General features: G+C 69.3%; 20 protein-coding genes. 8 read left to right on the forward strand and 12 right to left on the reverse strand.

The features are described from left to right. Nucleotides 1–176: 176 nt before the first annotated feature. Nucleotides 177–809 (reverse strand): IclR family transcriptional regulator, encoded by a 633-nt coding sequence (locus tag OIE13_RS33900; RefSeq protein WP_326645355.1) that lies wholly within the window; start codon nucleotides 807–809, stop codon nucleotides 177–179. A gap of 160 nt (nucleotides 810–969) precedes the next feature. Here OIE13_RS33900 and OIE13_RS33905 point away from each other — a divergent pair, with 160 nt between their 5' ends. Further along, complete coding sequence (locus OIE13_RS33905) at nucleotides 970–1,362, forward strand: response regulator transcription factor (RefSeq protein ID WP_326645353.1); 393 nt, start codon at nucleotides 970–972, stop codon at nucleotides 1,360–1,362. A 59-nt stretch (nucleotides 1,363–1,421) separates the two neighbouring features. On the opposite strand, the gene OIE13_RS33910 is transcribed toward OIE13_RS33905, so the two are convergent. After that, nucleotides 1,422–2,087 carry a response regulator transcription factor gene (locus OIE13_RS33910; RefSeq protein WP_326645352.1) on the reverse strand — a complete coding sequence of 222 codons (666 nt, stop codon included), beginning with the start codon at nucleotides 2,085–2,087 and terminating at the stop codon, nucleotides 1,422–1,424. A 166-nt stretch (nucleotides 2,088–2,253) separates the two neighbouring features. Between OIE13_RS33910 and OIE13_RS33915 the strand changes: the two genes are divergently transcribed. After that, entirely contained in the window at nucleotides 2,254–4,101 is a 1,848-nt protein-coding gene (locus OIE13_RS33915; RefSeq protein ID WP_326829233.1) for a sensor histidine kinase, read from the forward strand. A gap of 171 nt (nucleotides 4,102–4,272) precedes the next feature. Here OIE13_RS33915 and OIE13_RS33920 read toward each other — a convergent pair whose 3' ends face one another. Beyond that, nucleotides 4,273–5,115, reverse strand: a complete 843-nt coding sequence (locus OIE13_RS33920; protein WP_326645350.1) for a sensor histidine kinase — start codon at nucleotides 5,113–5,115, stop codon at nucleotides 4,273–4,275. Nucleotides 5,116–5,475: 360 nt separating this feature from the next. On the opposite strand from OIE13_RS33920, the gene OIE13_RS33925 reads away from it, so the two are divergent. Further along, complete coding sequence (locus OIE13_RS33925) at nucleotides 5,476–6,792, forward strand: hypothetical protein (RefSeq protein ID WP_326829234.1); 1,317 nt, start codon at nucleotides 5,476–5,478, stop codon at nucleotides 6,790–6,792. Nucleotides 6,793–6,981: 189 nt separating this feature from the next. On the opposite strand, the gene OIE13_RS33930 is transcribed toward OIE13_RS33925, so the two are convergent. From OIE13_RS33930 to OIE13_RS33955, 6 genes are all read right to left on the reverse strand, one after another. Further along, the gene (locus tag OIE13_RS33930; protein WP_326645346.1) at nucleotides 6,982–8,631 is read right to left on the reverse strand and encodes a tRNA ligase subunit PheS family protein; all 1,650 of its coding nucleotides are present in this window, start codon (nucleotides 8,629–8,631) and stop codon (nucleotides 6,982–6,984) included. 576 nt (nucleotides 8,632–9,207) lie between these two features. Then, entirely contained in the window at nucleotides 9,208–9,420 is a 213-nt protein-coding gene (locus tag OIE13_RS33935) for an EF-hand domain-containing protein (protein WP_326645344.1), read from the reverse strand. 329 nt (nucleotides 9,421–9,749) lie between these two features. Next, entirely contained in the window at nucleotides 9,750–10,106 is a 357-nt protein-coding gene (locus OIE13_RS33940; RefSeq protein ID WP_326645342.1) for a four-helix bundle copper-binding protein, read from the reverse strand. Between the two features lie 323 nt (nucleotides 10,107–10,429). Beyond that, on the reverse strand, nucleotides 10,430–12,706 hold the full coding sequence (secD, locus tag OIE13_RS33945; protein WP_326645340.1) for a protein translocase subunit SecD: 2,277 nt from the start codon (nucleotides 12,704–12,706) through the stop codon (nucleotides 10,430–10,432). Nucleotides 12,707–12,903: 197 nt separating this feature from the next. Beyond that, a complete protein-coding gene (locus tag OIE13_RS33950) occupies nucleotides 12,904–13,287 on the reverse strand; it encodes a hypothetical protein (protein WP_326829235.1) in 384 nt (127 codons plus the stop codon). Nucleotides 13,288–13,425: 138 nt separating this feature from the next. After that, nucleotides 13,426–13,782 carry a hypothetical protein gene (locus OIE13_RS33955; protein WP_326645337.1) on the reverse strand — a complete coding sequence of 119 codons (357 nt, stop codon included), beginning with the start codon at nucleotides 13,780–13,782 and terminating at the stop codon, nucleotides 13,426–13,428. 200 nt (nucleotides 13,783–13,982) lie between these two features. Between OIE13_RS33955 and OIE13_RS33960 the strand changes: the two genes are divergently transcribed. Next, nucleotides 13,983–14,789, forward strand: a complete 807-nt coding sequence (locus OIE13_RS33960) for a GntR family transcriptional regulator (protein WP_326645335.1) — start codon at nucleotides 13,983–13,985, stop codon at nucleotides 14,787–14,789. 433 nt (nucleotides 14,790–15,222) lie between these two features. After that, nucleotides 15,223–15,354: a hypothetical protein gene (locus OIE13_RS33965; RefSeq protein WP_326645333.1), complete on the forward strand. Its 132-nt coding sequence runs from the start codon at nucleotides 15,223–15,225 to the stop codon at nucleotides 15,352–15,354. Here the strand turns inward: OIE13_RS33965 and OIE13_RS33970 are convergent. Continuing rightward, entirely contained in the window at nucleotides 15,344–16,090 is a 747-nt protein-coding gene (locus OIE13_RS33970; protein WP_326645331.1) for a cytochrome d ubiquinol oxidase subunit II, read from the reverse strand. The genes OIE13_RS33965 and OIE13_RS33970 overlap by 11 nt on opposite strands. Before the next feature lie 167 nt (nucleotides 16,091–16,257). Here OIE13_RS33970 and OIE13_RS33975 point away from each other — a divergent pair, with 167 nt between their 5' ends. Beyond that, a complete protein-coding gene (locus OIE13_RS33975; RefSeq protein ID WP_326645328.1) occupies nucleotides 16,258–17,454 on the forward strand; it encodes an RNA-guided endonuclease InsQ/TnpB family protein in 1,197 nt (398 codons plus the stop codon). Nucleotides 17,455–17,560: 106 nt separating this feature from the next. Here the strand turns inward: OIE13_RS33975 and OIE13_RS33980 are convergent, their stop codons facing one another. Together OIE13_RS33980 and OIE13_RS33985 are read right to left on the reverse strand one after the other, a co-directional pair. After that, nucleotides 17,561–18,808: a cytochrome ubiquinol oxidase subunit I gene (locus tag OIE13_RS33980; protein WP_326645326.1), complete on the reverse strand. Its 1,248-nt coding sequence runs from the start codon at nucleotides 18,806–18,808 to the stop codon at nucleotides 17,561–17,563. Between the two features lie 357 nt (nucleotides 18,809–19,165). Next, a complete protein-coding gene (locus OIE13_RS33985) occupies nucleotides 19,166–19,705 on the reverse strand; it encodes a DUF4262 domain-containing protein (RefSeq protein ID WP_326645324.1) in 540 nt (179 codons plus the stop codon). A 19-nt stretch (nucleotides 19,706–19,724) separates the two neighbouring features. Here OIE13_RS33985 and OIE13_RS33990 point away from each other — a divergent pair, with 19 nt between their 5' ends. Together OIE13_RS33990 and OIE13_RS33995 are read left to right on the forward strand one after the other, a co-directional pair. Next, complete coding sequence (locus tag OIE13_RS33990; protein WP_326645322.1) at nucleotides 19,725–19,928, forward strand: hypothetical protein; 204 nt, start codon at nucleotides 19,725–19,727, stop codon at nucleotides 19,926–19,928. Between the two features lie 217 nt (nucleotides 19,929–20,145). Next, nucleotides 20,146–20,664: an FBP domain-containing protein gene (locus tag OIE13_RS33995; protein WP_326645320.1), complete on the forward strand. Its 519-nt coding sequence runs from the start codon at nucleotides 20,146–20,148 to the stop codon at nucleotides 20,662–20,664. Nucleotides 20,665–20,705 lie beyond the last annotated feature (41 nt).

Raw genomic sequence — 20,705 nt, forward strand, 5'->3', positions numbered from 1 at the left:
GGGCTCTTTCTCTGGTGCGTGAGAGGGAAGATCTCTACTTTGCCATCTTGCCAGTCCTGTGCCGTTCTCGTCGCTGCTTGTCGTTTATCACCGTATTTAATATGCGGAACCGTCCGGCGGATGGGGCCGGCCACCCGGGGAGCGATGGAGCTCGGGGTGCGGGGGAGGGGTCATGCTCAAGTGAGCGAGCCGGACAGTTCGGCGGCGGCGGCGGCCACCCGGGGGCCGACGGAGTCCTGGTCGAGGGGGGTGAAGGCGACCACGCCCACCGACGCCTCCAGCCAGGGCAGGCCGGGTACGGGGGCGGCGATGCCCCTGGCACCCTCCTGGAGCTGGCCCTCGGAGACCTGGTAGCCGGTGCGGCCCTCGCGCAGGGCGAGGATGGCCAGCCCGGCGGCACCCCGGGTCAGCGGGTGGCGGGACCCCTCGCGGTAGGCGACGTGCATGTTCGTCCAGGAGGGTTCGACCACAGCCACCGCCAGGCCCTCATCGCCCTCGGCCACCGTCAGGTGCGCGGTCGCGCCCACCTCCTCGGCCAGCCCGCGCAGGGTGGGCAGGGCGCCCTCCCGGAGCAGCGGCTGCACGGCACGGGCCAGGACGAGAACCCCGAAGCCCAGATGGACCCGCCCGCCGCCGTCCCGGCGGACGAAACCCTCGCTCTGCAGGGTGGTGAGCAGGCGGTACACCGCCGGGCGGCTCAGCTCCAGCTCGGCCGCCAGCTCCGTGGGCGTGCGGCCCCGGCGCCCGTCGGCGAGCAGGCGGAGCAGCCGCAGGCCGCGCTCCAGGGTCTGCGAGGATTCGGCCGGCATCTAGGACACCCACTGGGCTGGAACCATGTCCCCGATTATCGCGCCGCCCGGGCAGTGGAACCGCTCGCCGAGGTGGACGCGCGTGTGAGGCGCTCGGACTCCGACCGATTTTCCCGCTAGCTGCAATGTGCCGACGCCGCTTCCCTGAGATCCTCGATATGTGGCCGTACGATGTCTCATCGTCGATGACAGCGATCACTTCCGTCGTGCCGCCCGTGCGCTGCTCGAGCGGGAGGGGATCGTCGTGGTCGGCATGGCCTCCGCGGGCGACGAGGCCCTTCGGCAGATCGGCGATTCCCGGCCGGACGTCGCGCTCGTCGACATCGATCTCGGTGAGGAGAACGGTTTCGACGTCGCGCAGCGGCTCGCGCGGGTGCCACCCGAGGGCCGTCCGCACGTCATCATGATCTCGACCCACGCCGAGAAGGACTTCGTGGACATGATCAGGGCCAGTCCCGCCATCGCGTTCCTGGCGAAGTCAGCCCTTTCCGGGGCGGCGATCCGCGACATTCTCCGGGAAACCTGCGACGAAGGGGATCTGGGCTCCAGCTGATCCGGGGCGTGTTCCGTGGATTTCCCGATCGGTCCTTCAGGCCACGCCGGCGATCCGGGTCAGCGGGCTTCGAGGAAGGCCAGTACGGCGAGGACACGGCGGTGGTCGTCTCCCGATCCCGGTATCCGCATCCTGGACAGGATGCTGTGCACGTGCTTCTCGACCGTGCCCTCGGTGATCCAGAGTTTGCTCGCTATGCCGGCATTTGAGCGTCCCTCGGCCATCAGGGCGAGGACCTCCTGCTCGCGCGTGGTGAGAAGCCCCAGCGGATCGTCCCTGTGGCGGGTCTTGATGAGCTCCCGCACCAGGCTCGGATCGACGACCGAGCCGCCCTGGGCGACGCGCTCAAGCGTCTCCATGAAGTCGCTGACCCCGGTCACCCGGCTCTTGAGCAGGTAGCCGACCCGGTGCCCGGTGGCGAGCAGCTCCATCGCCTCCTCCACCTCGATGTGCGCCGACAGCAGGAGGATCCCCATCTCCGGAAACTCCTCGCGGATCACCTGTGCCGCGTCAAGGCCCTCGTTCGTGTGGGTCGGGGGCATCCGGATGTCGAGGATGACGAGATCCGGCCGGTACTCACGGACCAGGGAGAGGATCTCCACCGCGTCTCCGGCCTGGCCGACGACTTCGAAGCCCGATCGTGCCAGCAGGCTCGACACCCCCTCGCGGAAAAGCACGTCGTCGTCCGCCACTGCTACCCGTATCCGGTTCTCGTGCACGATCATCGCCCTTTCGCGGTGTTTTTCCCGCCGGACCCATCATTAAAAGAATGGCCACTTCAGGGTTAAGGAATTCTCAATACTCTGGACAGTGGGCCGTAAGTCCACGAGCGGGGTACGGTCCGGAATGAAGTGTGAAATATCTCGTTTACATGCGAGTATCTTAGTATCCATGCGCGAGCGGCTGCTGTCGTCATTGACGCACACAAAGCGTCAATCCTTCGTGCTGGGGATCATAGGCGGCGCCGTGTGCATCGCGGTGGAAGTTTTGCTGTCCCTTTTTCTGGGCCGCTTGACACCGGGCGGTTCCTCGGGGGAGATCTACCTGCTCGGCGTTCTGCTGGTCTCGGTCGTCTGGGGCCTGTGGCCGGGGCTGGTGACCCTGCTGGCCAGTGCCGCCGCCTTCAACTACTTCACCCTTCCCCCAGTGGGGAGCTTCATCCCCAAGGAGGACTGGCTCTGGACCCCGATTTCGATCTTCTTTCTCGTCGGGCTGGCGACCTGTTTGATCGCGGCACGGGTGCGCTCACTGGGCGTCCAGACGAGCCAACGTCGCTGCGAGGCGGACCTCACCGTGCAACTGGCCCACATCCTGCTGCGTACGGAGAACCTGAGCGCGGCGCTGCCGCCGGCCTCGCACCTTCTGGCGTGGGCTCTGGAGGTGCCGGGCCTGGAGATCCGGCTTGAGGAGGTCCCCGCCGGCGAGCACGGCGAGGTTCTGCCGCTCATGGAGAACGGCGGCCGGATCGGCACGCTCGTCCTTCCCGCCGGTGTGCCGGAAGACGTGCGGATACGCCTGCGCGACCGGATGCTGCCCTCTTTGGAAGCACTGTTGCGGGCGGCCCGCGATCGCGAGAGCGTCGGGGCCGTGCTGGCGTCCAGTCGTGACGAGCTCCGCAGGATCGCGCAGGAGCAGGCGACGTTGCGGCGTGTCGCGACCCTCGTGGCGCGGGGCATCTCCTCGACGGAGCTGTTCAACGCGGTCGCCTGCGAAATGGGCTCCCTCATGCAGGCGGACCACGTGTCGGTCAGCCGCTACGATCCCGGCCACACGACGGTGGTGGGCTCGTGGAGCCTCCGGGAGGACATAAACGAGGTGATGCCTCTCGGCTCGCAGTGGCCGATCAACGAGACGGTCATCTCCGGCATGGTGCTGAGGACGGGAAGGCCGGCCCGGATAACGAACTATGCGGAGACCTCGGGAATGATCATGAAGTTGGCCCGTGACATGGGCGTCACCTCCGCGCTCGGCTCTCCCGTGATCGTCGACGGCTCATTGTGGGGTGTGGTGCTCGCCTTCTACAGCCGCTGGGAGCCGAGGCTTGAAGGCGCCGAGGAGCGGATGACGGACTTCACCGAGCTGATCGCGACCGCCATCTCGAACGCGCAGGCCCGTGCCGATCTCGCCGCCTCCCGGACGCGCCTCGTCGCGGCGTCCGACGAGATCCGCCGGCGCATCGAGCGTGACCTGCACGACGGTGCCCAGCAGCGACTGGTCTCGCTCGGGCTCGAACTGCGCGCGGTGGAGGCCGGAGTGCCGCCGGGGATGACCGAGCTCAGGGAGCAGCTGTCTCACACGGTCCAGGGCCTGACCGGGGTCGTGGAGGATCTGCAGGAGCTCTCCAGGGGCATCCACCCGGCGATTCTCTCGAAGGGCGGTCTCGCACCCGCGCTGAAGACGCTCGCACGCCGCTCCGCCGTTCCGGTCGAACTCCAGCTGGGCTCCGTCCCGCGCCTGCCGGAACGCGTCGAGGTGGCTCTCTACTACACGGCGGCGGAGGCGTTGACCAACGTGGTGAAACACGCGCACGCCTCCGTGGTGTGCGTCACCTTCGGCGTGACCGGGGCGACGGCCCGGCTCTCGGTCAGCGACGACGGGACCGGGGGAGCCGAGTACGGCGGGGGGTCGGGGCTCATCGGGCTCAGGGACCGCGTCGAGACGCTCGGCGGAAGGCTGACGATCACGAGTTCCGCGGAGGAGGGCACGTCGCTTCTGGTGATGGTGCCGATCGAGAACTGACGGCCGCGGCCGGCTCGCCGGGGTGAGCGGGGGACCTGCCCCACCGGTCGGCGGCCGATGGGGCAGGCTCGCCCGGGAGGCCCCGGGCGAGCGGGCCGGAGAGGGAACTCGGTCGCCGGTCCGGGGGAGCTTGGACGGGCGGCCGTCCGGTCAGGGGTCAGGGGGTGGGGGTCAGGGGGTGGGGGGCCCGCAGGAAGCGGTCTCTCCATGGTCGTCCAACCGTGCGGCGGTGGCGAGCGGAAGGCGGAGGACGAACCGTGCGCCGCCCAGGGGGGAGCCGTCCACCTCGATGGTCCCCAGGTGGGCTTCGGCGATGTCGCGGGCGATCGTGAGGCCGAGCCCGATGCCTCCCCGGTTGCGGCAGCGGGCCGTGTCCAGCCGGGTGAACCGCTCGAAGACCCGTTCCCTGTCGGCGTCGGCGATGCCGTCCCCGTCGTCGGTGACGACCAGCTCGCCGTACTCACCGTCCCTGCGCACCTCGACCAGCACCGTGCGCCTGGCATGGCGCTGCGCGTTGTCCAGGAGGTTGGAGAGGAGCCGGTCGATCTCCGCGTCGACGACGTTCGCCCTGACAGCGGGGGCGAGCCGAAGTCGTACGGGGATGTCGTCCCCGCGCCGCGAGACCGTGGCGCGGGCCAGCTCACCCAGGTCCGTGCTGACGAACGCGTCCGGTGGGTTCGTACCGACCTTCGCCAGCATCAGCAGGTCGCTAACGATCTTCTGAAGCCGGTCGACGTCTCTCAGCGCGTTTCCCAGCAGCTCGCTCAGGTCCGTCTCCTCGGGGTGCAGCCGGGCCTCTTCCAGGAGAGCCCTGAGCCCGGCGAGCGGGGTGAACAGCTCGTGCGAGGCGTCCGACACGAATCGCCGCTGCTGGACCAGCGACCGGTCGATCCGGTTCCTGGCGCTCTCCATCCGCTTCAGCAGGTCGCCGGTCGCCAGGACGAGACAAATGATCTGATCCGACCCTGGAAGCCCGTGGAACCGGCTGCTCAGATCGTTGGCGTACGATGACATGAAGGTCCTGTTTCGGTCTGCACCAATCGGCGTGCTTTCAAGGAGGGGAGCGGAGTCTCATCATCGGCTTGACGCCGCGGCCGAGGTTCTCCGCTGCCCCGGGCGGTTGCCCGCACCACCATGATGTTGTCTTTGTCGCCCGCCGTCTGCGCTGGCAGCATCCGTTTGCCGCTTCACACCAGTAGGAGCTCGGCATTCCGGCTACCTGCAATGCCCCGGGCTCCTGCCCGCGTGGGACGCCGGATCAGCCGGAAGGCATCGAAGTCCTGTGGGTCCTTGACCGGGTCTGTTGAGCCCATTGCGATCTGGGTAAAGTGTGGGTCGATCGTTTTGGCTGGCTTTATCCGGGGAGTTCAGGACATGCGACTTACTCTGCGCCGGACCCTCGCCGTCGGCGCCGCGCTCGCGCTCGTCGGGATCATGACGCCCGGGGCCGCGTACTCGCAGGACGATCCCCGCAGCTGCAACGATCTGCTGGGGGCCGACGCCCCGGCCTACATCGTGTGTCACTGGCTGGCCAAGCCGGAGGAGGCCCTCGGCGTCGCGCTCTTCTGGGGCAGCGACGACGCCGCCAACCTCAGAGAGGCCACCCCGTCCAACGGCAAGTTCATCGACTGCTCGGCCGCCGGATCCTTCTGCCCGGAGCCGCTCGACGGCGGCGCCGAGGGCGGCGAGAACTCCCCCCTCCCCGAGGGCGCGGGAGAGGACGGCACGCCCGAGTGTGAGGCGGGCCGGCAGTGCTCGATCAACGGGCACGGCGAGGGTGGCGACGGCACCGTCCCCGGACCCGAACTGACCGGTGCCGCCAAGCCGACCGCCACGAGTACCCAGGATGCCGCCGTCGCGGCGGCCGCGCAGACTCCGGCAGGTCAGGCGATCACCGCGGCGAAGGCCCTGCAGCTGAGGGTCTGGGTCGACACCGAGCTGGCCGACGACTGGAAGGCGGGCAGCGAGACCTTCACCGCCGCGGTCAAGCGCATCGGCGCGCTGGCCGCGCGCCCGGAGGTCGCGGGCATCCGCTTCACCTCCCAGCTGGGCTACAACACCACGTTCAAGACGGATGCGGAGATCACCGCGTTCGTCACCGCGGCCTCCGACGCCCTCCGCCAGGTCGCGCCCGGCAAGCGGCTGGGTGTCCACACGGTGGTTCCCGAGCTCGCCTGCGGCGCGGACGACACCTGCAAGGCGGAGATGCGCAAGCGGTACCCGCTGCTCGCCCCCGAGAAGATCGAGTCTCCGCTGATCGCGGGCCGCGTCGACCAGCTCTCCCTGGACACCGGCCTGCTGTACGGCGGCTACGACACCTGGAAGATCGACGCCGAGCAGGCCCACCGCAACCAGTGGATCCAGGTCCGCGCCCGATCGTGGGACGTCCTGACCCAGATCGCCGCGGAGGAGACCGGTCTCGTCGGCCAGGTGACCGACGAGCAGATCGCCTCCCGGCTGTCGGTGCCCGTCAAGGACGGAGCCGCCCAGCAGGTGAACGTCTGGACCCGCGTCCAGAACGCCCAGGGTGCCGAGAATCGGCTGACCGCCTGGGACCAGCTGAAGAAGCTCACCCCGATCCAGCGCCGCCTGGCCGCCGTCTACGACCCGGCCAACCCCGAGGTGGACGTGGCCGCCGACCTCAAGAAGCTCTCCGAGGCCTTCGGCCAGATCTATCTCACGACAGCCTGACGCACTCCCGAGATGTCCCGGTGAAACGGCTCCGGCCGGCTTCGCCGGGACCCTGTCATGAGATGAGGGGGTGTCGTCCCCAGGCTCCAGGCCCGTGAACCGGCAGACCTGGCCGGCGGGGTGAGCGGTGGAATCCCCGCCTCCTGATCCTTCTCGGGCCGATCGCCGCCCGACCCGGCGGGGAGGACGTCACCTGCCTTCGTGATCGGTGAGGTGTTCCATCGCGGTGAGGTCGATCTCCATGACGCTCGTCCCCGGTGGCAGTCCCAGGGCCTGAACCGTAGCGGTGCGCAGCTCACCCGCGTGGCCGAGCACCGACTCGCCGACGAGCAGCTCCAGGCAGCGTCCCGGCAGCCAGGGCGCGTACTCGGTGGGGCGCGTGACCAGACCGGCCCCCATGACGTGCGCGGCCGTTCGCGCGGCGTCGACGGCACGGGCCCACGACGACTCGCCGGTCAGGGCGGCGGCGAGATGGTTGGGCTGGGCGGGGACAGCGGCGTTCAGCGCGTCGAGCCGGCCTTCGGCGGGGCGGCGATCCGACGGGGGGAAGGGCGCGGGGCCGGCGCCCGTGAGGGGTGCGAAGACCACTCCCTGCTCGAAGAGCGCCGGGTGGTGATTTCCCAGGGCGAGGTTGAGGCCCAGCGCGGCCAGCAGCCCGGGGAGGAGCGTGGTGCGCAGCGACGGCTCGCGCGGGCTGATCGGGTTCGTGAGCGTCAGCGTGGTGCGGCGCGGGTCGCCGGGCGCCAGGCCGAAGGCGTCCCACGCGGCGGCGCAGACGAAGGGGAAACGCGGTGTCTCGACGTATCCCGCCCCTGCCAGCGCGTGCCCGATCCGCCGTCGCAGGCTCTGCGACCGGCTGAGCCCCCCGCCGGCCTCCCGTCCCGGTGATCCTCTCCTGCCGTGACCGCCTCGCGTCAGCGGGATGGTCTCCAGATCGGGTACGGCCCGCGCGGCCGGTACGGCCCGCGTGGGGGGCGTGCTCCGGGGGCGTGGACTGGGCCGGGGCCTGCCGCCGGGGGCGAACTCGTCCATCCCGAGGGGGAAGCGGATGTCGCCGTCGATGATGTCGCGGATGTCCTTCAGACCGTGCCGGAGCATCAGGGTGCGCTCGACGCCCATGCCGAAGGCGAACGCGCCGTACCTGTGCGGGTCGACGCCGCAGGTGGTCAACACCCGTGGGCGGACCGTGCCGCACCAGCCCCACTTGACCCATCCTTCGCCGCCGCACGTCCCGCACGTCCCGCACGGGCTCGCGGAGGCATCTCCGGAGACGTCTGGGCGGACGCCTCGGCAGACCGCGCACTCCACGTACACCTTCGCCGACGGGTCGGTGTAGGCGGACCGGTGGGTGCGGAGCCGGGTCACCGTGCCCCTGCCGAACACGGAGGCGGCGAAGTGGTCGAGGGTCTTCTTCAGGTCGACCATGGTGAGCCCCAGGTCGACGGCGAGGCCCTCGACCTGGTTGAACACCGGGCTGTGGATGGCGTCGGCCGGGCCGGGACGGAAGGCGCGGCCCGCGCAGACCAGGCGGAACGGAGGTGCCGTGCCGAGCGTCGCCCGTACCTGCGCCGGTGAGGTGCGCGTGCGCAGCACGAGGCCCGACCTTTCGCCGGGCTCCGCGGGGTCTTCGATGTGAAAGGCGCGGTCGGGGTGGCCGTCGTCCATGTTGAGCGCGTCAAGGGTGAGCCACTCGGCCTCGACCTCGGGCCCCTCGACGACGCGGTAGCCAAGGTCGAGAAAGACGTCGGCCATCTGCTCGGCCATGACGGTCGCCGGATGCCGGGCCCCGCGCGAGTCGTGCGGTGCGCTCCCCGCATGTCCGCTGGATGCGCTACTCAATGCGCTGCCTCTTCCTGTGTGAGCGCGCTTCCCGCGCTTCCCCCGAGACGGTCAGCCGAGAGCCGCGGGTCACCCTTCGCGGGGATGCGACGGCACGCCGGACGACTTCGCGCGTGAGATCGGAGGTCGCACTCGGGAGGGGGATCCGCGTCCGACGTCCGTTCCGAAATGTCGGGGTTCACGCGCGACCTCGAATATCCGTCACGCTAGATATTGGAATAACTACTCAAAGTTATTGTCTGGTCAACGGCGAGTCAACACGCCGCGGGGCCGACGATGGGCGTCGAGAAGGCGGCCGCCCCGTCAGGGGTAGATCATCGGCGCGCGTCCGCTACTCCGGAGGGCGGATTCCCCGGGAGCCCGCTGAACTCCGCCCGCTGAACTCCGCCGGGTGAAGTCGTCGGTGACGGATGGTCCGGCCAGGGCCGGCGACCGGGATCGGCCGTCGGGGTCGGCCGTTGGTGAGATCTGGCGCCGGTCGGGCGTCTGCGGGTGGGCGTCGGCGGTGGTGGGGCCGGATCTGATCGGGGTGCCTCGTTCAGGCCCTGGACGGGCACCCCGATCGGGTCAGGTCGGTCAGCCCCGGGTCTGGGCGAGATAGCCGGCGAACTCGTCCAGGGAGATGAGGCCGTCGCCATCCTCGTCGATGCCGGCGACGGCCGCCGCGGCCCCCTCGGGGGTGATCGGCTGACCGAGCACCTCCATGAGCCTTGTCAGCTCGGAGACCGAGATGAGGCCGTCACCGTCAACATCGACGATCTTGAAAGTTGTCGCGTAGTCGTCCGCCACGATCGCATCCGCCTTTGGCAGCAGGGAAATCAGACGGCAAGCACACTAGCGGCATTCGGGGCGCCCTTCCCGGCTGAGTCCGGGGGATTGCGCCTGTTCCAGGTGTCGGCTGAGCCGGGAGGATCGTGCCTGCCCGGGGTGCTGTACGGGCAGCCTGCTTGGGACTGCATGGACAGCCTGCCCAGGGCGTTGTACGGGCAGCCTGCTCGGGGGTGCTACACGGGCAGGGGCGCCGCCGATGCGATCGGCGACGCCCCTTTCGTTTGTTTTGTCGCTACCCTCGGAGGACCCTGTGGTTCTGCGAGGGTTGTTCGGGACCGGCCGACGGCTCAGGCTCGCGCGTTCGCCATCGTCTGGCACGCCTTGGCCCATGCCCGGCACGCGTCGGCGCACTCCTTCATCATCGGGTCACTCTCCATGGACATGCACGCGTCGGCGCATTTGTTCGCCGCCTTCGCGCACATCGTGGCCATGTCCTTCGCCATCGGTGACTGGCGCATCATCATGTCCGCGCAGAGGCGGGTCATGTCGGCACAGTCCATGAGCGGGCCTATCAGTGCCATGTCGGCGTACCGACCCCCCTGTGTGAGGCAGTAGGTCATGGTCTGCTCGCAACGGCTGTGGCTCTCCAGGCACATGTCGATGCTCTTCTGTACCTGAGGGTTCATCTTCACCGCATGGCTCATACTTGCTCCCCGTGTTCGTGACCGTTCCGCTTCAACGTTCGAAGCTCTCGCATCAGTGGTTGTGCCCTGCCGGGTGCTTCGGCCTTCCGGGAATTTACGGTTTTAATCGCCCATCGAAATAGTTTTATGCATAAATGCGCCTATCTTCTGTAGGGTTAGTGGGGAAGCCACGGAAATGGGCGGCTCCTCGCGGGATCCCGCGAGGAGCCGCCCATCGGACCCGGGCCGGAACGCGATACGCGCCCCTGCCCCTGCCCCTGCCCCTGCCCCTGCCGCTCAGACCAGAGCAGACCGGCCGTGCCCGCCTGGCCAGAGCGTGAGGGTCAGAGTACGGCGCCCGAACCCTGGCGGGCGGGAGCCGGGCCCTTCCGCTTGGGCCGCGGCGGCGCGCCGGGCTTGCGCTTCTCCAGCTCGATCGCCGCCGGCCCCGCGACCAGCGCGGAGGAGAGCGTGCCGACGATGATCCCGATCAGCAGCGCCACCGCGAAGTCGGTCAGCGAGTCGCCGCCGAGCACCGCCAGCGCGGCCAGGATGAACAGCGCACCCAGGCCGGTGTTGACGGTACGGGGCACGGTCTGCAGGATCGAGGTGTTGACCACCTCGGCGAACGAGCTCTTCGGCCGCGCACCCCATATCTCGCGGACCCGGTCGAAGACCACGACCTTGTCGTTGACCGAGTAGCCGATCACGGTGAGCATCGAGGCCAGGAACACCCCGTCCACCGGCTTGCCCAGCCACGCGAACGCGCCGATCACGATCGTCGCGTCGGCGACCAGGGCCACCACCGTCGCCAGGCCGAACGTCCAGCGGAACCGGAAGGCGAGGTAGGCGAGCTGCGCGGCGAGCGCGACGCCCAGCGCGATCAGCGCGTTGCGGCGCAACTCGTCCCCGAGGCTCGGCCCGATGAGCTCGTCGCGCTCCTTGGTGACCTGGCCGCCCTCACTCTCCAGCGCCTTCTCGATCTTCACCACCTCGGCGGGAGTGATCTGACCCGTCCGTACGGAGATGTCGTCATCAGAGGCCTGCACCACCGCGTTGGGGTACCCGGCCTTGCTGACGAGCTCGCGGGCGGTGTCGGCGCTCATCGGGGTGGTCGTGGAGTACTCCACGAGCCTGCCCCCGGTGAACTCCACGCCGAAGTCGAGCCCCCGCACCGCCACCCCGGCCATGGACACGGCCACCAGCAGGCCGGTGATCGCGAAGTACAGCCCGCGACGGCTCATCAGGTCCGGCTTGCGGGTGTTCAGCCAGCTGCGGACGCGCCCGATGTCGGCCAGGCCGGTCATCTTCGGCCGTGCGGACACCACCTTGAACCTCACCGCCCACTGGGCCAGGACGCGCGTGATGACCATCGCGGTGATCAGCGAGGCGATCACGCCGATGCTCAGCGTGACGCCGAAGCCGCGCACGGGACCGGACGCCAGGAAGAACAGCAGCCCGGCGGCGAGCAGGGTGGTGACGTTGGAGTCGGCCACCGCGCTCCACGCGTTACGGAAGCCCTTCTCCAGCGAGCCGCCGAGGTTGGGCGTCTCGGCGTACTCCTCACGTGCCCGTTCGAAGACCAGCACGTTGGCGTCGACGGCCATGCCGATGGCCAGCACGAAGCCCGCCAGACCCGGCAGGGTGAGCGTGGCACCGAGCCCCACCAGCGCCGCGTACGCGATGAGGGCGTAGCAGGCCAGCGCGATGGCGGCGAGAAGGCCCACCAGCCGGTAGATCACGATGATGAAAAGCGCGGTGAGCGCGATGCCGATGACCGCGGCCCAGGCGCTGGCCTTGATCGCGGCGGCGCCGAGCGTCGGGCCGACGGTCCGCTGCTCGACGATCTCGACGGGCACCGGCAGCGAGCCGCCCTTGATCAGCAGGGCCAGGTCCGAGGCCTCCTCGGAGGTGAAGGCACCGGTGATCTGGGTGGTGTTACCCGGCAGGCCGACCTTGCAGCCCACGTCCTCGTTCACCTGGGGCGAGACGATCACCTTGGAGTCGAGCACGATGGCGATCCTGCGCTTGGGGTCGCCCGGCTGGTTACAGGCCGCCTCGCCGGTCAGCTTGGCCCACGCCGCACGTCCCTGATCGCGGAAGTCGACGGTGACGAACCAGCCACCGCCCTGCTGGGCGTCGATCCCGGCCTCGGCACCGCCGACGCCGTCGCCGGTGAGGGCGGCCGGTCCGATGTGCAGCGGGGCGCCGCGATCGTCGGGCAGGATCTGCTCTCCCTTGCCAGGCTTGGTCTTCGCTCCCGGGTCGGGGGCGCCTAGAACGGGGTGGAAGGTGAGCTGCGCGGTCTTGCCGATGACCTCGGCGGCCTTGGTCGGGTCCTGCACACCCGGCAGTTCCACGATGATGCGCCGCTCGCCGGAGCGGGCCAGCGGCGCGTCCGCCACGCCCAGGCTGTCGGCCCGGCGGCGGAGCACCTCAAGGGTGCGGTCGGTGGCCGCGGCGTCGGCCTTGACCGTCGGTGAGTCCTGGGTCTCCAGGACGAGTTGGGTGCCGCCGCGCAGGTCGAGACCGAGGCGCGGCGACATTGTCAGGGCTATGTACAGCGAGGTGGCGATGACGGCGAACGCCGCTATCGCGCGTACCAGCGAGGCACGCGACATGGAAGCCTCCACAGGCTGGGGGAGTTGTCCTCGGTCAGGCCGAAGGAGCGTTCAGGTACGGCGGCACGCTTCGCGTACGGCGAAAACGCCTTTCGGCTGTGGCGAAGGCGTTTTCCGCTCATGGGAAAGATGTCTTCCGCTCGTGGCGGAGACGTTTTCGCGTACGGCGAAGAGACCCGGAGCGGTTCCGGGGTGTTTCAGTCGGCTGTGGAGGCGGGTGGTGCGCGCCCCGGCCTGACGAGCAGGGCCGCGAGCGGGTGGGTGTCCTCGTCACCCGCCGGGCGGGTGAGCGGGCCGGTGGCGAGGAACAGGTGCCGGAGGTCGGCGGGCGGGGTCGCGAGCGGGTGGCCGCCCCCGCCGCCCAGACCGGTCCCGGTGCCGGCGAAGCCGGAGGCGAGGGAATGCCGCTGCACGCTGTCGAGGAGCGGGCGCGACAGCGGCTGATGCTCGCCGACGGCCTGGACGACCGCGGTGTGCCGTACGAGGGCGGAGGTGCTCCCGCCCAGTCCCCCGGAGACCAGCAGCGGCAGCAGCAGGGTCAGCAGCCAGCCGAAGGGCGCGCCGCGCCTCAGCTGTCGCATGATCTCCTCCTGGCCGTCATCGCTGTCCACCGTAGCCCTTCGGAGCCTTTGCGATCCCCGGAAGCCGACTCCGGGTCAGCATTACCCCATAAATGCTTCAAGAGAGGGTAATGCGGGCGCATGCGACTCACCCACGGCTCAGGGCCGGTGCGGATGATCGCGGCGCGGGTCCCGTCTGGTCTTGAGCCTGCCCAACTGGCGGATCAGCTCGTCGCGGACCTCCGCGAGCGCGGTGGACAGATCCTGCTCGTCGGAGCCGGCCACCAGCGGCTCCGTCCCCGGGAGCACGCATTCGAGCGTCACCCGCTGCTGGGGCGTGTCGCGGTCCTTGACGCTCAGCCGCAGTTCCACCGCGTCACCGGGATAGGAGAGCAGTCGCTTCCCCAGCCCGGCCAATCGCTCGATGATCTCCTGACGCTCGCTCTCGGCGAGGCCCGTCCCGAACCTGAGCCGCTCGGCGACGACATCTTGCTCCTCGCCACTCGCATCTGTCATCGTCAACAGCCTCCTTTGGATGTAGTCGCAATATTACATTCGGTTATCATCGCCATTTTGGGGGAGGTCGACCCGAATTCCCGCCCGTGCTGCCGGGCGCTGGAATCCGGCCCGCCCCGGCGAGAGGTTCGACTGCGGATCCTCTTGCTGTAGGGGGGCTAAAATTCCACTCGGTGTCGAGCGCGAGGAGGCGGTCCCCGATGGATCTGAAGACGCTGCGTGATGTTTCCGGGCTGAGTGACCCCATTGAGCGTGCACGGCTTCTGGGTCGTCTCATGACCGAGGAGCAGGAGCTTGTCGAGGAAGCGGCAAAGATGCGTCGCCAGGCGATCGCCGAGGCTCGTGATTCCGGCATGGGCCTGGAGGAGATCGGGGCACGTCTGGGCGTCTCTCCCGGTCGTATATCCCAGATGAGGAAGGGGCCGACGGCCCGCACCCCCGAGGGGGCGGCGGCCCGCGCGCCAAAGGTTCTGGTGCGGCGGGCGCTGCCGACCGACCCCGCCGTGCGCGCCTCCGCGTCCCTCTTTCTCGTCGAGGCGGAGCGGCAGGGGATCAGGCCGGACCGCAGAATGCTCTATGTCGGCCCGGAGCCGGCGAGTGATCACGTGGCGGCCTGCCTGCGCGTCGAACCCGGCGCCGAGGTGATCGCCCGCCGGAAGATGATGACGGCCAACGAGGTTCCGGTGCGGATCGCCACCAGCTACTTCCGGGTGGACCTGTTCGGGAGGACGCGCATCGCCGAACCCGAGTTCGTCAAGCCGTCGCTCCAGTCGGCACTGGTCGCCCTCGGTCACGCCTTCGGTCATGCGGAGGAGGATCTGACGGCTCGCCCGCCGACATCCTTCGAGTACGAGACCCTGGAACTCGAACCGGGGGAGTGGGTCGTGCAGGTCCTTCGAGCCGGTTACTCCAGCGAGGACACGCCCGTCCACGTCCTGGAGACGATCTGCGCCGCGAACAGGCACGTCTTCTCGATCGGCCAGGTCTCCGGGTACGACGAGTTCTAAGCGACCCGCCCTCGGGCTCGGGCCGGTCACAACCGTCACGCTCACGTCGAGATCGGAGAGAACGCAGTGACAATCGCAGCCGCAGTGACAGCCACAGCCACGGCCGCAGTGACAGCCGCAGCCGCAGCCGCAGCCGCAGCCGCAGCCGCAGCCGCAGTGACAGCCACGGCCACAGCCGCGACGCGGCCCTCGGTGCCGGTCCTCGCCGGGCGGCTGCCCGCCTATGTCTACGACCTGGCCGAGCTCGACGCCCACGCCCGGTCGCACTGAGGCCCGGTGACCGGGTGGAGTTCACCATGGCGGGCGCCTACGCCTGGAACATCTCTCACCATGACTTCCTGATGCATCCGAAACCGAGCTTCCACTACCTGGCCTCCTCGCCCGCCTGAGGCAGGCCGCCAACCCGGGTGTGTGGATGCCTCCAGGTGCGCATATGCTGCGCATCACCGCTTTCATGCATCAAAGGGAGAAGCTCGCCGTGTACAAGGAGTTCGCAATCGAGGCCGTGGTCTGGGTCATCCCCGTAGTAGTGCTGCTCGGGCTGGCTTTCATGATCACTGCCTGACCTGGACGCGGCCGAAGAGCCACCACAGCCACACCTGTGACGCCACCAGCAGGGGAGTGAGCAGCAGCATCGAGGGAGTGAGCAGGGCGAGCGTCGCCGGATCCGCCAGGTTCTCCGCCAGTGGCAGGCGGGCTCCGGCCAGCAGACAGGCCAGAGCCATCCCGACCGACGTCAGAGCGTAGACCGTACGCCCACCAGAGGGTCCGGCGAACCGCCGTGCCCTCTGCCGAGGGGCGCCTTCGAGCCGGAGCCCGGCCAGCGCCAGCCCGTGGGCGGCGAACAGGACGGCACCCAGCGGAGCGGCGACCAGCGCACCGAGACCGACGGTGAACCCGTCGCCCATCCCGACGAGGATGAACCCCCAGCTCAGCACCGCCACCCAGCTGCCCACGACCACTGCGCCCTCACACCAGGCCCGCCAGGCGACCCGATCCACCTGCCCGCGCAGCCAGATCCCCGCGTCACGGGCGACCCAGCCGAGCAGCAGCGCGGCGAACGGCAGGTACAGCCCGCTGAGCATCTCCCCCTCCAGCACGGGGAACGCGCCGACCATTACGCCCACCGCCGTGACCAGCCAGACCTCGTTCGTCAGGAAGAACGGGGTGATGGAGGCGAGCACCCGGCCGCGCTCCTCGGGGGTGCGGCCGAGATACGGCAGGAGCATGCCGACCCCGAGATCCGCGCCCGCGAGGACGAAGTAGCCGACCGCGAAGAACGCGAGCAGGGCGATTTCCATCAGACTCTCCCGAGGGGATCGTTGCTTTCAGGCGACGGGGGAATCGGGAGCGGGAGGGCCGCCCAGGCCCGAGCGTGTGGTGACCTGTCAGGTCTGCGCATTCCGCGTCGCCTCTTTTCGACATTCGATACGGTGGGAACAGGAGTTCCAGTGAGGGTGGTGGTGTGATGCGCAGGTCCTACAAGTTCCTGTTGCGCCCCACCGCAGGGCATGTGATCGCGTTGACCGCCTGTTTGGACGACCACCGCGCCCTGTACAACGCCGCGCTGGAGCACCGCCGCACCGCCTACGCCAAGGCGGGGGTGAGTGTGAGGTACGGCGACCAGTCGGCGGAGTTGAAGGACATCCGCGCAGAGGACACCGGTGGGCAGGGCCGGTGGTCGTTCTCCTCTCAGCAGGCCACCCTGCGCCGCCTGGACAAGGCGTTTCAAGCTTTCTTCCGGCGTCTCAAGACGGGCGGGAAGGCGGGCTTCCCCCGCTTCAAGGGCAAGGGATGGTTCGACACCGTCGAGTGGCCCAGGGACGGCGACGGCTGCGGCTGGGACTCCCAGCCCGAACACCCCAGCGCCACCTACGTCCGCCTGCAAGGTGTCGGCCACGTCCGGGTGCACCGGCACCGGCCAGTACGCGGCACAGTGAAGACGATCAGTGTCAAGCGGGAGGGCTCGCGCTGGTATGTGATCCTGTCGTGTGACGACGTGCCCGCCGAGCCGTTGCCCGCGACCGGGAAGGCGGTGGGCATCGACCTGGGGGTGGCGTCGCTGGTCACCACCAGCGACGGCGACCCTTTGGACAACCCGCGGCACCTGGCCGTCTCCGCCGACCGGCTCGCCAGGGCACAGCGGGACCTGGCACGTAAGAAGCGCGGCTCGACGCGACGCCGCAAGCAGGTGGCCCGCGTCGCCGCACTGCACGCCCAGGTGCGCCGCAGGCGTCTGGACGGGGCGCACAAAGCCGCACTGACCTTGGTCGGCGGCTATGACGTGATCGCCCACGAGGACCTGCGTGTCACGAACATGACCAGGCGCGCCGCCCCGAGGCCCGATGGCGAGGGTGGGTATCTGCCCAACGGCGGTGCGGCGAAGTCGGGTCTGAACCGCAGCATCCTGGACGCGGGGTGGGGGGTGTTCCTGACGATCCTGTCGTACAAGGCTGAAAGCGCCGGTCGAGAGCTGATCGCGGTGAATCCCGCCCACACCTCCCGCACCTGCTCGCGGTGCGGGCATTGCACGAAGGAGAACCGCCGTACCCAGGCCGAGTTCGCCTGTACGGCATGCGGGCACAGCGCGCACGCCGATGTGAACGCGGCGATCAATATTCTCAGGGCAGGGCTTGCCCTTCGTGAGGCTGCGCGAGCGGCTTAGCGAGAAGCCGCTCCCTTCAGGGAGCGGAGGAGTCACATCGATGTCCCTTTGCGAAGGCCGGGAGGGGCCAGAGAACGGGCTGTTAGAAGGCCAGGACCGAGATCTGTCAGAAGGCCAGGACCGGGAGCGGTTCAGCCGGGGCGGTGCCGGTGGCGGGCGCCTCGGGGCCCTGGCGGGCGCTGCGCGCCAGGATCCAGGTGTTGACGGCCATCAGCAGGACGGAGAGCGCGATGAAGGCGACCAGCGAGAACCAGATCGTGCCCGGGGACAGGTCGCTCAGCGCGTCCTCGGTTTTCAGCAGGCCGTTCACCATCCAGGGCTGGCGGCCCACCTCCCTGAACACCCAGCCGGCGATCATGGAGACGAACGGCAGCGGGATCATCGCGATCAGCAGCACGTGCCAGGCCCGCGACCCCAGGATCATCCGGCGGAACGAGGCGAGCAGGACGCTCAGCATCGACACGAGCAGCAGCACCGTGAAGACAGCCAGCATGACGATGGCGCCGACCCGTGTCGCCGCGACGGGCGGGATGTAGTCCCCCGGACCGTAGGCGGTGACCATCTCGGCCTGCAACCGATCGATCTCCGCCTCCCGCCCGCCGAAGACGGCTCTCTTCATCGGCTGGAGGGCAGGGAACTGCACGCCGCCGAACGCGGCGTTGGCCAGCAGCGCGGGCAGCGTGGTGAACACGCCGATCCGCAGGGACCTGCGGAAGAACTCCTGCTCGGCCGTCCCGCGGCGCAGGTGGTAGGCGCTCACCCCGGCGAGGAAGAACCCGGCGGTCACCAGGGCACCGGAGAGGATGTGGGCGAACGCGAGGAGCGCCTCGGGGTTGGTGAGCACCGCCGCCGCGTCGGTGAGCCGCAGCGCCCCGTCCACGACCTCGGCGCCGACCGGGTTCTGCAGAAAGCCGTTGGCGACGAGGACCCAGTACGCCGAGGCGTAGGCGGTGAGCGTGACCACCCAGATCACGGCCAGGTGCGCCCAGCGGTTCAGCCGGTCCCAGCCGAAGATCCACAGGCCCAGGAACGTCGACTCGATGAAGAAGGCGACGAGGGTCTCCATCGCCAGGGAGGCGCCGAACACGTTCCCCGCGAAGTGCGTCAGCCCGCTCCAGGCCATCCCGAGCTGGAACTCCATCACCAGCCCGGTGAGGATGCCCATCGCGTAGTTGATCACATACAGCCGTCCCCAGAACCGGGTCATCCGCAGGTGCACCTCGGAGCGCGTCAGCGTCGCCCGGGTCTGCGTGATCGCCAGCAGCGTGGCCAGGCCGAGGGTGAGGGCCACGAACAGGAAGTGTGCCCCCGAGGTCACGGCGAACTGCAGGCGGGCGAGATCGAGCGTCTCCATGTCGCTCATGCTTCCGGCGCGATCACCGCCCGCGCGTCCCTCACCGGGAGGTACCCGTTGTACTCCAGGAGTCGCGATCTCCGTCCTCGGCCGTACGACTTCCAGCGCATTCACCCGCGTTTCCCGCGCGGGTGAGGCCAGGTGCCCGGCCTGGTCCGCGGCCGTACGGCTTCTGGCGCGTCCATCCGGGTTCCACGCGGGCGACTCGGCCTGGTTCGCGGTCGTACGATTTCCGGCGCGTCCACCCGGGTTCCCATGCGGGTGAGGGCCCGGCCTGGTCCGTGGTCGTACGATTTCCGGCGCGTCCCCTGGAGGGCGACGGTGGGCCAGGGGCCTCGGGGCGTCTCCGCGGTTCCGTCAGGGAAGTTTGGTCCAGGGGCCCGGGGCGTGGTCGTCCTTGGGGATCCAGAGCGCGGGCTGGAGCTCCCGGAGTCGCGGGGCGCAGCCGTCGTTCCAGGGGAAGCGGCCCGCGGCGTCGGGCCAGACGATCTCCATGAAGGGCAGCGGGGGCCGCTGGTAGAAGTGCAGCGCGGTGCCGAACAGCGACCGGTACCAGCTGGTGTCCACGGTCTTCGCGACGACCGGATAGTTCCTGATCACGTCGTCCCGCTCCCGGCCCTCGACCAGGTGGTGTCCGGCGGCGATCTGGTCGGCCAGGGTGTTGAGGCAGTTGCCCATCACGTCCACCCGGAGGCCGAGCATGACCACCTCGGGGGAGCGGAGCGTGTGCCACAGCCCGACGGTGAACGCCCAGCCGGGACCGTCCTCGTCCTCCGGGATCATGACAACCGCCCACCCCCGGTTCCGGACGCTTCGCAGCATCGCGAGATCGGCCTCGTCGAGCTCCACCTCCTGCTCGACGCAGAGCAGGCAGTGGCATACCGGCTGGTCAGACATATGCCGAGCGTAGTGCTCTGTGCGGATAAAAGCTGACAAGTCCCCGCCCGTCGCCCCGCAGTGCCCGTACGGCGAACAGGGGCCTTCGGAGAGGATCGGACCGGAGGCCCGGGGTGGACCCCACCCGGAACGGCAGGTCGACGCCCAGGGGCAGCAGGGCGTGCCCGCCGACCAGGAGCATGGTGGTGGCGGCGCGGGCAGGTCCGCGTCCTCGCCGTCCTGAAACTCCTGGTAGATCTACCGGCATCTAGGGAAAAAGCATTCGACGTCACTGATGTCGCACTGAGATAGTGGTCGGCGCTGGATGCCCGGAAAGACGGTGATCCGGCAGGGGCCGGACGCTTGCTCGCCGGCGTCGCCCGAGCCCTGTCCCTCCCCGACGGAGGCACAGGTCGCGCAGGCAGGGCCCAGTAGACGCGTCGATCAACAGTAGGTGAGTCATGATTCCGGTCGGTGAGAAGGAGATACGCGGATCCTTCGTCAACTGCTCCAAGGGGGAGGCGCGCAGGATCAACCTGCCCAGGGGCCTGTCGGAGATCCCCTGGGCCGACCTTGACTTCCTGGGCTGGCTCGACCCCGGCGCGCCCGACCGCGGCTACCTGGTCACCGAGCGACGCGGCGAGCTCGTCGGCGTCACCCTGCGCCTCACCCGGGATGTGCGCAGGAGCTACGCCAAGAGCACGGTCTGCTCGATCTGCGTGACACCCCACGCCGGCACCGGGATCTCCCTGTTCGTCGCACCCAGGGTCGGCGCCGCGGGCCGCCAGGGCAACACGGTCGGCACCTACATGTGCGCCGACCTGGCCTGCTCCCTCTACGTGCGGGACAAGAAGAAGACCGAGCTCGGCGTGCGGTTCGAGACGCTCGGCAACGAGGAACGGATCATGCGAGCCGTCGTCAACCTGGAGGGCTTCCTGGACAAGGTCTTCGACGGCGATCTGAGCTCGGACGTGGCCTGAGCCGCACCCGCTCCCGGGGCGGCGGCCTGGGACCCCGCCGC

Source organism: Streptosporangium sp. NBC_01810 (assembly GCF_035917355.1).
Lineage (GTDB): Bacteria > Actinomycetota > Actinomycetes > Streptosporangiales > Streptosporangiaceae > Streptosporangium.